Origin of the sequence: Streptomyces sp. NPDC048623 (assembly GCF_040650755.1) — a bacterium.
GTDB lineage: Bacteria > Actinomycetota > Actinomycetes > Streptomycetales > Streptomycetaceae > Streptomyces.
The window spans coordinates 285,684-298,471 of record NZ_JBEZHV010000005.1 but is presented as its reverse complement, the minus strand read 5'-3'; the positions used below and the strand labels follow the sequence as shown (position 1 = coordinate 298,471).

Sequence of the window (12,788 nt, the reverse complement as noted above, 5' to 3'; positions counted from 1 at the left end):
TCTCTCCCGTGGACGACCTGTATCCATCCCAGGCTGTGGAGAACCGTTTGTCCACAGGCTGGAGGTGCCTGTAGCCAAAATGCCTCCACGACCGAACAATCGGTAGGTGAGGCGCGCCACATTTCCGCGCCACCCGCCTTCGGGTTTATGCCCGCTCCCACGAGGAGGTGGACTCGTTGCAACAGCGCAGTTCGACAGTCCAAGAGCCCCCCGGTGCCGACCGTGCCTACCGGCCCACGCCGCCGCCGGCCTGGCGGCCGCGCACCGACCCCGCTCCGCTGCTGCCGGACGCGGAGCCGCTGCGTGTGCTCGGCACCGACGCCGTGGCCGACGCCGACCCCGAGCTGCTGCGACGTCTCTACCGGGAGCTCGTCCGCGGCCGCCGGTACAACGCGCAGGCGACCGCGCTCACCAAGCAGGGCCGGCTCGCCGTCTACCCCTCCACGACCGGCCAGGAGGCCAGCGAGGTCGCGGCCGCGCTGGTCCTGGAGGAGCGGGACTGGCTCTTCCCCTCCTACCGCGACACCCTCGCGGCCGTGGCCCGTGGCCTCGACCCGGTGGAGGCCCTCACCCTGCTGCGCGGCGACTGGCACACCGGCTACGACCCGCGCGAGCACCGCATAGCGCCGCTCAGCACCCCGCTGGCCACCCAGCTCCCGCACGCGGTGGGCCTCGCCCACGCCGCCCGGCTCAAGGGTGACGACGTGGTCGCGCTCGCCATGGTCGGCGACGGCGGCACCAGCGAGGGCGACTTCCACGAGGCGCTGAACTTCGCCGCCGTGTGGCAGGCCCCCGTGGTCTTCCTCGTGCAGAACAACGGCTTCGCGATCTCCGTGCCGCTCGCCAAGCAGACCGCCGCCCCGTCCCTGGCCCACAAGGCCGTCGGATACGGGATGCCCGGCCGGCTCGTCGACGGCAACGACGCGGTCGCCGTCCACCAGGTGCTCGCCGAGGCCGTGGCCCGCGCCCGGCGCGGCGGCGGACCCACCCTGGTCGAGGCCGTCACCTACCGGATCGACGCCCACACCAACGCCGACGACGCCACCCGCTACCGCGGTGACAGCGAGGTCGAGGCCTGGCGGGCGCACGACCCGATCCTGATCCTGGAGCGGGAGCTCACCGAGCGCGGAATCCTCGACGAGGACGGCCGCCGCGCGGCCGCCGAGGAGGCCGAGAGCATGGCGGCGCGACTGCGCGAGCGCATGAACGCCGACCCGGTGCTCGACCCGATGGACCTGTTCGCCCACGTGTACGCCGAGAAGACCGCGCAGCTGCGCGAGCAGGCGGCGCAGCTGCGGGCGGAGCTCGACGCCGAGAGCGAGGCGGGATGACCACCCACGCGACAGCGCGGCCGGCCGCGAAGACGGCCGCCAAGCCCGCCACCATGGCGCAGGCGCTCCAGCGGGCCATGCGCGACGCGATGGCCGAGGACCCCACCGTCCACGTCCTGGGCGAGGACGTCGGCACCCTCGGCGGCGTCTTCCGGATCACCGACGGTCTCGCCAAGGAGTTCGGCGAGGACCGCTGCACCGACACGCCGCTCGCCGAGGCGGGCATCCTCGGCACGGCCGTCGGCATGGCGATGTACGGGCTGCGCCCGGTCGTCGAGATGCAGTTCGACGCCTTCGCCTACCCGGCGTTCGAGCAGCTGATCAGCCATGTCTCCCGGATGCGCAACCGCACCCGCGGCGCCATGCCGATGCCGATCGTGGTCCGTGTGCCGTACGGCGGCGGGATCGGCGGCGTCGAGCACCACAGCGACTCCTCCGAGGCGTACTACATGGCGACGCCCGGCCTCCACGTCGTCACCCCGGCGACCGTCGAGGACGCCTACGGGCTGCTGCGGGCCGCCATCGCCTCCGACGACCCCGTCGTGTTCCTGGAGCCCAAGCGGCTCTACTGGTCGAAGGCCGACTGGTCCCCCGAGGCGCCGGCCGCCGTCGAGTCGATCGGCAAGGCGGTCGTCCGCCGCCGCGGCACCAGCGCCACCCTCGTCACCTACGGCCCCTCCCTGCCGGTCTGCCTGGAGGCCGCCGAGGCGGCCGCGGCCGAGGGCTGGGACCTGGAGGTCGTCGACCTGCGCTCGCTCGTGCCCTTCGACGACGAGACGGTGTGCGCGTCGGTGCGGCGCACCGGCCGGGCCGTCGTGGTCCACGAGTCGCCCGGCTTCGGCGGGCCCGGCGGTGAGATAGCCGCCCGGATCACCGAGCGCTGCTTCCACCACCTGGAGGCGCCGGTGCTGCGGGTCGCGGGCTTCGACATCCCCTACCCGCCGCCGATGCTGGAGCGGCACCACCTGCCGGGTGTCGACCGGGTCCTCGACGCGGTCGCCCGGCTCCAGTGGGAGGCGGAGCGCTGATGGCCCAGGTGCTCGAATTCAAGCTGCCCGACCTGGGCGAGGGCCTGACCGAGGCCGAGATCGTGCGCTGGCTGGTGAACGTCGGCGACGTCGTCGCCATCGACCAGCCGGTCGTCGAGGTCGAGACGGCCAAGGCGATGGTCGAGGTGCCCTGCCCGTACGGGGGTGTGGTCACCGCCCGCTTCGGCGACGAGGGCACCGAACTCCCGGTCGGCGCCCCGCTGATCACGGTCGCCGTCGGGGGCACGCCCGGTCCGGACACCCTGCCCGCCGGCTCCGGAGCCGCCCCCGGGGCCGCCGCCGCCGGCTCCGAGGCCGCCGTCTCCTCGGAGTACTCGGGCAACGTCCTCGTCGGCTACGGCACCACCGGGCCCGCCGCCCGGCGGCGCCGGGTGCGGCACGCGGCGCACACCGCCGTGACCGCGCCGCCGGTTGCCGCGCCCGTGGCCCCGGTCGCGCCCACCGGGCCGGTGCCGGTCATCTCGCCGCTGGTGCGCAAGCTGGCCCGCGACGGCGGGCTCGACCTGCGCGAGGTGCGCGGCTCGGGACCCGAGGGGCTGATCCTGCGCGCCGACGTGGAGTCCGCCCTCGCGGTCCGCGACCGCACCGCCGCCGCCCCGGCGGTCGCCCCGGCCCCTGTGACCGCCGCGCCCGTCTCCGCCGCTCCGGCTCTCGCCGGGGAGCGGATACCGCTGCGGGGCGTCCGGGGTGCCGTCGCCGACAAGCTGTCGCGCAGCCGCACCGAGATACCCGACGCGACCTGCTGGGTCGACGCCGACGCGACCGAACTCATGGCCGCGCGGGCGGCGATGAACGCGGCGGGCGGGCCGAAGATCTCCGTGCTCGCGCTGCTCGCCCGGATCTGCGTCCATGCGCTGAGCCGCTTCCCGGAGCTCAACTCCACGGTCGACACGGCCGCGCGGGAGATCGTCCGGCTGCCCGGTGTGCACCTCGGTTTCGCGGCCCAGACCGAACGCGGTCTGGTCGTCCCCGTGGTCAAGGACGCCGGCGGGCGCACCGCCGAGTCGCTGACCGCCGAGTTCGCCCGGCTCACCGAGGCGGCCCGGCAGGGGACGCTGACCCCGGCCGACCTGACCGGCGGCACCTTCACCCTGAACAACTACGGGGTGTTCGGGGTCGACGGCTCCACGCCGATCATCAACCACCCCGAGGCGGCCATGCTCGGCGTCGGCCGGATCGTGCCCAAGCCATGGGTGCACCAGGGCGAGCTGGCGGTGCGTCAGGTGGTCCAGCTGTCGCTCACCTTCGACCACCGGGTGTGCGACGGCGGGACGGCAGGCGGCTTCCTGCGCTATGTCGCCGACTGTGTCGAGAACCCGGCGGTGCTGCTCCGCACGCTCTGACCGCCGCACGACCGACACGAGCCGCACGGCACGGCTCGGTCGGCACGACTCCGCCGGGAATCGCGCCGGACGGGGCACGGGGCCCCGGACGGTGCCCGGCGGCTTCGTCCGGGACCCAACCCCACGCCGGGTCCCGGACGCGTTCCGTGGGCCGGGCCGGTCACCGTTCCGGCCCGGGCGCGGACCATACTGCCCGTATGACGTCCGCGTACGACGCACTCGTGCTCGCCGGCGGTGCCGCCCGGCGCCTCGGCGGTGCCGACAAGCCCGCGGTACGGGTCGGCGGCCGCCCGCTGCTCGACCGGGTCCTCGCCGGCTGCCGCGACGCCCGCCGCACCGTGGTGGTGGCCGAGCCCCGCGCCACCGCCCGCCCCGTCGAGTGGACCCGGGAGGAACCGCCCGGCGGCGGCCCCGTCGCCGCCCTCGACGCCGGCCTGCGCCGCCTCGCCGAGTCCGCCGAGTCCGCCGAGTCCGCCGAGTCCGGCGAGCCCGCCGCCCCCGCGCGTACCGCCGCTCCCGCCACCGCGCCCCTCGTCCTGGTGCTCTCCGCCGATCTGCCGTTCTTCGACGCCGCGAGCGCCGGCCGGCTCGTGGCCGCCCTCGACGCGGCGCCCGAGGCCGAGGGGGCCGTCACCGTCGACGCCGAAGGGCGGGAACAGCCGCTGGTGGCGGTGTACCGGGCCGGGGCGCTGCGCCGCGCGCTGGCGCGGGCCGCGGCCGGGCACGGCGGCCCGGCCGGGCTTCCGCTGCGCCGGATCACCGGCGAGCTGCGCACCGTTCGGGTCGCCGCCGAGGGTCTGACCACCTTCGACTGCGACACCTGGGAGGCCGTTGCGGCGGCCCGGGCACACATCAGGGAGCATGGGACCGTGCTGGATGAATGGATCACCGCAGTCAAGGACGAACTGGGCATCGACCTGGACGTCGACACAGGCGTGCTGCTGGACCTGGCCCGCGATGCCGCGCACGGCGTCGCCCGGCCCGCCGCGCCGCTGACCACCTTCCTGGTCGGGTACGCGGCGGCGAGCGCCGCCGGGGCGGGCGGCGGCCGGGAGGCCGTCGCCGAGGCCGCGGCCAAGGCCGCCGCGCTCGCCCAGCGCTGGGCGGCCGAGCAGGACGAGGCCGGATGACCATGAAGGAGCGCGTGCCCGACGACGGCGTGGACGACGCCCTCGCCCTCGTCGGCCGCCGGAGAACCGACCCGGCGCCGCCCGCGCCCCCCGTGCCCCAGGCCGAGCACGCCCGGCACGCCGAGCACACCGGGCGCGCCGAGCGGCACCACGCCACCCCCTGGCCCGAGGCCAGAGCGGTCGCCGCGCGGGCCGGAGCGGAGGCGGCGCGGGCGAGTGCGGCCCTGCGGCCCGCCCCCGTGCCGCTCGACCGGGCGCTCGGCCGGGTCCTGGCCGAACCGTTGCACGCGCTCACCGACCTCCCCTCCTTCGACAGCTCCGCCATGGACGGCTGGGCCGTCGCGGGCCCCGGCCCCTGGCGGATCGACCCCGAGGGCGGCGTGCTCGCCGGGCACGCCGGAGCCGCCGAACTCGCCGACGGCGACGCGGTACGGATCGCCACCGGCGCCCGGGTGCCAGCCGGCGCGACCGGCGTCGTCCGCAGCGAGCACGCCCGCACCGACACCGACGGCCGGCTGCACGCCCTCCGCCCGGTCGTGCCGGGCCAGGACGTGCGCCCGCGCGGCCAGGAGTGCCGCACCGGCGACCGGCTGCTGCCCGCCGGAAGCACCGTGAGCCCCGCCGTCCTCGGCCTCGCCGCCGCGGCCGGCTACGACGAACTGACCGTCCACCCACGCCCCCGGGTGGAGGTGCTGGTCCTCGGCGATGAACTGCTGACCTCCGGGCTCCCCCACGAGGGCCTGATCAGGGACGCCCTCGGCCCGATGCTCGGCCCCTGGCTGAGCGCGCTCGGCGCCGAGGTCCTGGCCACCCGCCGGATCGGCGACGACGCCGAGGCGCTGTACGCGGCCGTCACCGGCTCCGCCGCCGAGGTCGTGATCACCACCGGCGGCACCGCCGCCGGACCCGTCGACCATGTGCATCCCGTGCTCGCCAAGGTCGGCGCCACCCTGCTCGTCGACGGCGTGAAGGTCCGTCCCGGCCACCCCATGCTGCTCGCCGCGCTCCCGGGCGCCCGCCACCTGGTGGGCCTGCCCGGCAACCCGCTGGCCGCCGTGTCCGGGCTGCTGACGCTCGCGGCACCCCTACTGCGCGCGCGCTCCGGGCGGCCCGCCCCGTCCCCGTACCGCGGGGAGGTACGTGAGGGGATCCAGGGGCACCCGTACGACACCCGGCTGGTCCCCGTCGTCCGGCGCGGCGCGGAAGCCGTGCCGCTGCGCTACCACGGGCCCGCGATGCTGCGGGGGATCGCCGCCGCCGACGGGATGGCCGTGGTCCCGCCCGGTGGCTCCGCTGCCGGACAGACCCTTGACGTGCTCGACCTGCCCTGGTCCACCGGACCTGCCGGACCCCTCGGGGCGCCGGGTGACGGGACGGCGGACGAAGGGGCATGTTTCACGTGAAACTTCCCAGCCGGGACGTGATGGCGCGGCAGGACGACGAGCGGGTGGCGGGCCCCCGGGTCCGGCTGCCCCGCCGGGTGGTCGAGAAACCGCTCCGGCAGGTCGGCAAGCGCCTCCTCATGGCCCTCGGCGTCCTGGTCGTCACCATCCTCATCGTCTACGTCGACCGGTCGGGCTACCACGACAACGCCGACGGCACGCTCGACTTCCTCGACTGCGCCTACTACGCGACCGTCACCCTCTCCACCACGGGCTACGGCGACATCGTCCCGTACAGCGACTCGGCGCGGCTCGCGAACATCCTGCTGGTCACGCCGCTGCGCGTGCTGTTTCTGATCATCCTGGTCGGCACCACCCTCGAGGTCCTCACCGAGCGGACCCGGGAGGAGTTCCGGCTGAACCGCTGGAGGGCCACCGTGCGCGACCACACCGTCATCGTCGGCTTCGGCACCAAGGGGCGCTCGGCGATCCAGACGCTGTGCGCGACCGGGCTGCGCAAGGAACAGATCGTCATCGTCGACCCGTCCTCGAAGGTGATCGAGGCGGCCAACGCCGACGGCTTCGTCGGAGTGGTCGGCGACGGCACCCGCAGCGATGTCCTGCTCCGCGCCGAGGTGCAGAAGGCCCGTCAGATCGTCATCGCCACCCAGCGCGACGACACCGCCGTGCTGGTCACCCTGACGGCTCGCCAGCTCAACCGCGGCGCGAAGATCGTCGCCGCGGTCCGCGAGGAGGAGAACGCGCCGCTGCTGCGCCAGTCCGGCGCCGACGCCGTCATCACCAGCGCCAGCGCGGCCGGCCGGCTGCTCGGTCTGTCGGTGCTCAGCCCCAGCGCGGGCACGGTGATGGAGGACCTCATCCAGCAGGGCTCCGGACTCGACCTCGTCGAGCGCCCGGTGACCAAGGCCGAGGCGGGCCGCAGCGTCCGGGAGACCGACGACCTGGTGGTGAGCGTGCTGCGCGGCCACCGGCTGCTCGGTTACGACGACCCCGCCGCCAGCCCGCTCCAGCTCACCGACCGGGTGATCACCATCGTGCGGGCCGCGCCCGTCACCCCGCTCACCACACCCGCCGAGGACTGACCCCGCACGCCCCGAGGCCCCAGGGCCCCACACCCCGGTCCCGGAGTAGCCTCGCCGGCATGCATGCGATCACGATTCCGGAACCCGGCGGGCCCGAGGCGCTGGTGTGGGCCGAGGTGCCCGACCCCGTCCCCGCCGAGGGCGAAGTGCTCGTCGAGGTGGTGGCGAGCGCCGTCAACCGTGCCGATCTGCTCCAGCGCCAGGGCCTCTACGACCCCCCGCCCGGCAGCTCCCCGTACCCCGGCCTCGAATGCGCGGGCCGGATCGCCGCGCTCGGCCCCGGCGTCTCCGGGTGGTCGGTCGGCGACGAGGTGTGCGCGCTGCTCGTCGGCGGCGGCTACGCCGAGAAAGTGGCCGTCCCGGTGGGCCAGTTGCTGCCCCGGCCGGAGGGCGTCGACCTGGTGACGGCCGCCGCGCTGCCCGAAGTGGCCTGCACGGTCTGGTCGAACGTCTTCATGCTGGCCCATCTGCGGCCCGGCGAGACGCTCCTCGTGCACGGCGGGGCGAGCGGCATCGGCACCCTGGCGATCCAGCTGGCCAAGGCGGTCGGCGCACGCGTCGCGGTCACCGCCGGCGGGCCCGAGAAGCTGGCCCGCTGCGCCGAGCTGGGCGCGGACATCCTCATCGACTACCGCGAGCAGGACTTCGTCGAGGAACTGCACAAGGCGACCGACGGCGCCGGTGCGGACGTCATCCTGGACATCGTCGGCGCCAAGTACCTGGACCGGAACATCAAGGCCCTCGCGGTCAGCGGGCGTCTGGTCGTCATCGGCCTCCAGGGCGGCGTCAAGGGCGAGCTCAACCTGGCCGCCCTGATGGCCAAGCGCGCCGCGGTCCTCGCGACCACCCTGCGCACCCGCCCGCCGGCGGAGAAGGCGGCCGTGGTCGCCGCCGTCCGCGAGCATGTGTGGCCGCTGATCGCCGCGGGCACCGTGACCCCGGTCGTGGACCGCACCCTGCCCCTCACGGACGCCGCCGAGGCCCACCGGGTCGTCGAGGCGAGCGGCCACGTCGGCAAGGTGGTTCTCCTGGCGCCGAAGGCCCACTAGGCACGCCGACGGCCTGACACACACGCGAACGGGGCACGGACGAGGCCCGGTACGAGCGGCTTCCACCGCCCGTACCGGGCCCAGGTCGTACGCGTGCGGAACGCCCCCTACGGGCTTACAGGTACGGCCCGCCGACCGCGCGCCCGCGCTGCGGGCCGTGGTCGTCGTCATCGTCGTGCGGAGCGCCGGGCGGCAGCGCGCGGCGCATCTGCTCCAACTGGGCGCGGGCCGCCATCTGCTGGGCGAACAGCGCCGTCTGGATGCCGTGGAAGAGGCCTTCGAGCCAGCCCACCAACTGGGCCTGTGCGATGCGCAGTTCCGAGTCCGAGGGAATGGCCTCGTCCGTGAACGGCAGGGAGAGCCGCTCCAGTTCCTCCACGAGCTCCGGAGCGAGCCCGTCCTCCAGCTCCTTCACCGAGCTGGCGTGGATCTCCTTGAGCCGAACGCGGCTGGCCTCGTCGAGAGGTGCCGCCCTGACCTCCTCCAGAAGCTGCTTGATCATGCTGCCGATGCGCATGACCTTCGCAGGCTGCTCGACCATTTCCGTCACCGGGACCTCGCGGGATTCGTCGTCACCCTGAGTGCCGCCGAGCGCCATCCCGTCCTGGCCCACGATGAGGACCTGGGGGCTCTCCTGCGACCTGTCATTCCTCGGCATCTCCATGCCGCCATTCTCTCGCACACACGCTTCATCACACGGTGTGCCCCCGGAGGAGGGTGATCCACCCTCCTCCGGGGGCACGACCCGGCAACGAACGGCAACGAACGGCACCGACCCGGCGACGAACGTCAGTGCGCGGCGCGGCGGGCCAGCGCCCCGCGGGAGCGCGTCACCAGGGCGGCGAGCAGCGCGGCGCCGAGCGGTACGGCCACCAGGAGCGCGGCGAGCGTCTCCCAGGGGACGACGATCGGCATGACCGGCGGCGCGTCGGAGCCGCCCCAGCCCTCGGCCAGGCTCTGCTCGTAGAAGCGCAGCGCCTCCCGTTCCTCGGTGAGCCGGAGCCCGATGGCCGGCAGCACACCCGCGGCGGAGCCGAGGACCACACCCATCGCCGCGACGACTCCGCACTGGAAGCCGCTGAGCGTGCGGCGCACCCGGGGCGGGGCGCCGACCGCGGACAGGGTCTTCAGATCGGCCTCGGCGTCGGCCTGGGCGAGACCGGTGGCGATGCCGGCCGCGCCGATGGTGACCAGGCCGGCGAAGACGGTCAGCGCGAGCAGCACCAGGCTGTTCTTGCTGACGTACCCCTCCTCCAGGGTGAGGTCGACCTCGGTGCCCAGCTTGGCGATCTCACCGTCGAGCTTCTGCCGCTGCTCGGTGCTCGGCAGCCGGTCGGTGGTGAAGTACGCGCCCATGGGGACGGTCGTCAGTCCGGCGGCCTGGGCGGCGGCGGGGGTGAGGATGCTCTGCACGCCGTACGAGAGGGGCTCGCCGGGCACCTGGTAGGCGGGCAGGGTCCTGATCGCGCCGGGGAGCGGCTTGTTCTCCTGGGAGGCCTTGTCGTAGGCCTCCATGTCGGTGATCAGCCGGATGCCGACGGTGTTGTTCCGCTTGTCGACCTGCGGAGCGCTGAAGCTGACCAGCTTGCCCTCGGCGAGGGCCTTGGCGGCGCCCGGGTCGGTGATGCCGAGGACCTTCAGGATCGGGGCGTCGGCGATGAGCATGCCGCCCTCGACGTAGACGCCCTCGCCCCGCATCCCCTTGCAGCGCCAGTCCTCCTTCAGCATCGTGGCCCGCTGCTGGGGGGTGAAGCGTTCCGAGGGGTCGGAACCGTCCCCCGTCAGCACCCACATGGGGCACTCGTTGGCCTTGGGGACGACGATCTCGAAGCGGCCGCAGCCGCTGCCGCCGCCCCAGCTGTCGCAGCCCGGCTTGCCGACGGCGATCCGGGACACGTCGACGCGGCTGTCGACGGGGAAGAAGCGCTGCACGGCCTCGCGGACGGCCGGTGCGTCGCGCCCGCCCTCCTCGGTGACGATCGCGGCGACGGCTCCGAACGGCAGCCTCGGCTGGTACTCGTTGAGCCCCTGGGCATCGCGGCTCGCGGCGTACGTGGAGACGGCGACGGTGCCCGCGACGGCCGCCAGGACGGCGGCGACGGCGGGAGCCGTACGGCCCCGGTTGCGCACCGCGTCGCGCAGTGCGAGCCGCGGCGACAGCGGCAGCCAGCGTCCGCCGCGCCCGAACAGGCCCACCAGGGCCGGGGTCAGGGCCACCACGCCGAGCTCGGCGATGGCCGAACCGCCCGCGACGATGAGGTACTGGTCGGTGACGAGCGAGCCGTACAGCGCGATCGCGACGCCGAGGGCGACGGCGATCAGGCCGAGGACCGGCAGCACACGGCTGGAGCGGCGGACGCCGCGGCGGCCGGTGAGGGAGGCGAGGACGGTCTGCCGCGACGCGGTGACCGCCGGGACGATCGCGGAGAGCAGACCGGTCAGGACGGCGAGCGCGGCGATGCCGAGCAGCTCCAGCGGCTTGATGGTGAAGCCGCCGAACCGCTGCCCCATGTACTCCTCAAGGAACGGCCGGAGCGCGAAGGTGAGGAGCAGCGCGAGGACCGTGCCGACGACGGCCGCGGCGACACCGATGACCAGGCCGCCGCTCAGCACGATGGCCCGGATGTGGCTGCGGTTGCCGCCGTTGGCGCCGACCAGACCGAGCTGGCGGCGGGAGCGGCGGGCACCGACGGCGAAGGCGGGGCCGGCGAGCAGGCAGATCTCCAGCATCGCGAGGCCGACCACGGTGCCGATGGCGGCCAGGGCGGCGGCGTTGCCCGCGGCGCTGGCCTCGTAGGGCTGCATGCCCTCCCGCTGGTAGAGCGGGACCTCGGAGTCGGCGGGCGGGTCGAGGACGACCGCGCGCGAGACGACCAGGACGCCCTTCTTGTTGATCTCCTGGACCATGTTCCACGTGAAACCACCGGACCTCTTCACCAGATACGTGGTGGAGAGATCGGGCTTCGGGATACCGGCCTTCTCGACGGCGGCCCCGTACGGCGCGAGGAAGGCCCCCGGCAGCGCGTTGACCTCCTCGGTGTTGAGGTCGCTGGGCAGCTCGTAGGCGCCGGTGATCCGGTACTCGCGGTCGAAGCCGCGGGCGGTGAGGGTGGAGCCGACGCCGAGCCCGCTGCTCTTCAGAAACGCGGTGCTCGCGGCGAGTTCGTCGTTCTTCTCCGGGAACTGGCCCTCGGTGAGCGTCATGATGCCGCGCGCGATCGGGTCGGCCGCCTTCAGCTCGCGGACCTGGGTCTGCAGCAGACCGTGCGCGGTGGTCAGCTTGGCGCCGCCGTGGGTGTCGGTGAGGACCGTCGAACCGGCCGGAACGACCTTGGCGACATCGGTCGGACCGCTGGGCCAGGGCTTGTTGTTCTTGCTGAAGTCCTCGACCGGGGTGCTCTGCTCGCCCTTGGGGTCCTGGATCAGCGGCACCCCGCCCATCTGGGAGTCGATCAGCTCCGCGTCGGCCGCGCCTATGGAGCGTTCGAGCCCCTGCTCCGCGGTGAGTTCGGAGCTGCGCATGGTCAGCTGGAAGGCACTCACGCCGAGGATCGGCAGGGCGATCATGGCGAGGACGAGGAAGCTGCGGCCCTTGGAGCGCCAGGCGTCACGGCGGGCGATGCGGACCGCGGCCCGCCAGGAGTGGAACCAGGTCGTCACTGCTGCCCCGCCCGGCCGCTCAGGAGCGAGTCGGCCTCGCTGCGTACGGTCTGGTCGACGACGGAGCCGTCCCGCAGGAACACCACGCGGTCGGCCCAGGCGGCGAACCGCGGCTCGTGGGTGACCAGGATGCCGGCCGCTCCCGCGTCGCAGCGGGAGCGGAGCAGGGCGAGCACGGACTCGCCGGTCTCGGAGTCGAGGGCGCCGGTGGGTTCGTCGGCGAGCACCAGACGCCGGTCGCCGACCAGGGCACGGGCGATGGCCACCCGCTGCTGCTGGCCGCCGGACATCTCGTCGGGGAAACGGTCGGCGAGGTGGCCGAGGTCCATCTCGGCGAGCGCGGCGAGGGCCTCGGTGCGCGCCTTGCGGGCGGACATCCCGTCCAGCTCGCGGGGCAGGGCCACGTTCTCGGCGGCGGTGAGGGCCGGGATGAGGTTGTAGTCCTGGAAGACGTAGCCGATGCTGCGGCGGCGCAGGGCGGCGAGCTCCTTGCGGCCCACGGCGGTGATGTCGGTGCCCTCGACGACGACCTGGCCGGAGGTCGGGCTGTCGAGGCCGCCGGCGATGGTGAGCAGCGTCGACTTCCCCGAGCCGGACGGGCCCATCACGGCGACGAGTTCGCCGGGGTAGACGTCGAGGTCGATGCCGCGCAGGGCGTGCACCTCGGTGGCGCCCGAGCCGTGCACTCGGGTCAGGTTCTGCAGACGCAGCACGGGCTGCTGCTGGGCGGTGGTCATGGAA

Annotated in this window: 10 protein-coding genes; 7 read left to right on the top strand and 3 right to left on the bottom strand. The window is 74.3% G+C overall.

The features are described from left to right. Positions 1 to 167: 167 nt before the first annotated feature. The 7 genes from pdhA (at position 168) to AB0C73_RS10260 (ending at position 8,387) form a co-directional block, all read left to right on the top strand. Positions 168 to 1,331: a pyruvate dehydrogenase (acetyl-transferring) E1 component subunit alpha gene (gene pdhA, locus AB0C73_RS10290; RefSeq protein ID WP_362527041.1), complete on the top strand. Its 1,164-nt coding sequence runs from the start codon at positions 168 to 170 to the stop codon at positions 1,329 to 1,331. Further along, positions 1,328 to 2,359: an alpha-ketoacid dehydrogenase subunit beta gene (locus AB0C73_RS10285; RefSeq protein ID WP_362527038.1), complete on the top strand. Its 1,032-nt coding sequence runs from the start codon at positions 1,328 to 1,330 to the stop codon at positions 2,357 to 2,359. Before pdhA ends, AB0C73_RS10285 begins: the two co-directional genes overlap by 4 nt. Continuing rightward, positions 2,359 to 3,723, top strand: a complete 1,365-nt coding sequence (locus AB0C73_RS10280) for a dihydrolipoamide acetyltransferase family protein (RefSeq protein WP_362527036.1) — start codon at positions 2,359 to 2,361, stop codon at positions 3,721 to 3,723. The genes AB0C73_RS10285 and AB0C73_RS10280 overlap by 1 nt, the downstream gene beginning before the upstream one ends. A gap of 197 nt (positions 3,724 to 3,920) precedes the next feature. Beyond that, positions 3,921 to 4,853: a DUF6457 domain-containing protein gene (locus AB0C73_RS10275; RefSeq protein WP_362527033.1), complete on the top strand. Its 933-nt coding sequence runs from the start codon at positions 3,921 to 3,923 to the stop codon at positions 4,851 to 4,853. Next, positions 4,850 to 6,256 carry a molybdopterin molybdotransferase MoeA gene (locus tag AB0C73_RS10270; RefSeq protein ID WP_362527031.1) on the top strand — a complete coding sequence of 469 codons (1,407 nt, stop codon included), beginning with the start codon at positions 4,850 to 4,852 and terminating at the stop codon, positions 6,254 to 6,256. The genes AB0C73_RS10275 and AB0C73_RS10270 overlap by 4 nt, the downstream gene beginning before the upstream one ends. Further along, complete coding sequence (locus AB0C73_RS10265) at positions 6,244 to 7,338, top strand: potassium channel family protein (RefSeq protein WP_362527029.1); 1,095 nt, start codon at positions 6,244 to 6,246, stop codon at positions 7,336 to 7,338. Before AB0C73_RS10270 ends, AB0C73_RS10265 begins: the two co-directional genes overlap by 13 nt. Positions 7,339 to 7,397: 59 nt before the next feature. Further along, entirely contained in the window at positions 7,398 to 8,387 is a 990-nt protein-coding gene (locus AB0C73_RS10260) for an NAD(P)H-quinone oxidoreductase (protein ID WP_362527027.1), read from the top strand. Positions 8,388 to 8,502: 115 nt separating this feature from the next. Here AB0C73_RS10260 and AB0C73_RS10255 read toward each other — a convergent pair whose 3' ends face one another. The 3 genes from AB0C73_RS10255 to AB0C73_RS10245 all read right to left on the bottom strand — a co-directional run bounded on the left by AB0C73_RS10255 (position 8,503) and on the right by AB0C73_RS10245 (position 12,784). After that, positions 8,503 to 9,051, bottom strand: a complete 549-nt coding sequence (locus AB0C73_RS10255; RefSeq protein ID WP_362527024.1) for a bacterial proteasome activator family protein — start codon at positions 9,049 to 9,051, stop codon at positions 8,503 to 8,505. A gap of 125 nt (positions 9,052 to 9,176) precedes the next feature. Beyond that, positions 9,177 to 12,047 carry an ABC transporter permease gene (locus AB0C73_RS10250; RefSeq protein ID WP_362527023.1) on the bottom strand — a complete coding sequence of 957 codons (2,871 nt, stop codon included), beginning with the start codon at positions 12,045 to 12,047 and terminating at the stop codon, positions 9,177 to 9,179. Next, the gene (locus tag AB0C73_RS10245) at positions 12,044 to 12,784 is read right to left on the bottom strand and encodes an ABC transporter ATP-binding protein (RefSeq protein WP_362527020.1); all 741 of its coding nucleotides are present in this window, start codon (positions 12,782 to 12,784) and stop codon (positions 12,044 to 12,046) included. The genes AB0C73_RS10250 and AB0C73_RS10245 overlap by 4 nt, the downstream gene beginning before the upstream one ends. Positions 12,785 to 12,788 lie beyond the last annotated feature (4 nt).

What these genes read in the sequence shown, in the direction of transcription:
- AB0C73_RS10265 (WP_362527029.1), top strand. Translation starts at nt 6,244, where the DNA reads ATGTTTCACGTGAAACTTCCCAGCCGGGACGTGATGGCGCGGCAGGAC.
- AB0C73_RS10275 (WP_362527033.1), top strand. Translation starts at nt 3,921, where the DNA reads ATGACGTCCGCGTACGACGCACTCGTGCTCGCCGGCGGTGCCGCCCGG.
- AB0C73_RS10260 (WP_362527027.1), top strand. Translation starts at nt 7,398, where the DNA reads ATGCATGCGATCACGATTCCGGAACCCGGCGGGCCCGAGGCGCTGGTG.
- AB0C73_RS10280 (WP_362527036.1), top strand. Translation starts at nt 2,359, where the DNA reads ATGGCCCAGGTGCTCGAATTCAAGCTGCCCGACCTGGGCGAGGGCCTG.
- AB0C73_RS10255 (WP_362527024.1), bottom strand. Translation starts at nt 9,051, where the DNA reads ATGGAGATGCCGAGGAATGACAGGTCGCAGGAGAGCCCCCAGGTCCTC.
- AB0C73_RS10245 (WP_362527020.1), bottom strand. Translation starts at nt 12,784, where the DNA reads ATGACCACCGCCCAGCAGCAGCCCGTGCTGCGTCTGCAGAACCTGACC.
- AB0C73_RS10270 (WP_362527031.1), top strand. Translation starts at nt 4,850, where the DNA reads ATGACCATGAAGGAGCGCGTGCCCGACGACGGCGTGGACGACGCCCTC.
- AB0C73_RS10285 (WP_362527038.1), top strand. Translation starts at nt 1,328, where the DNA reads ATGACCACCCACGCGACAGCGCGGCCGGCCGCGAAGACGGCCGCCAAG.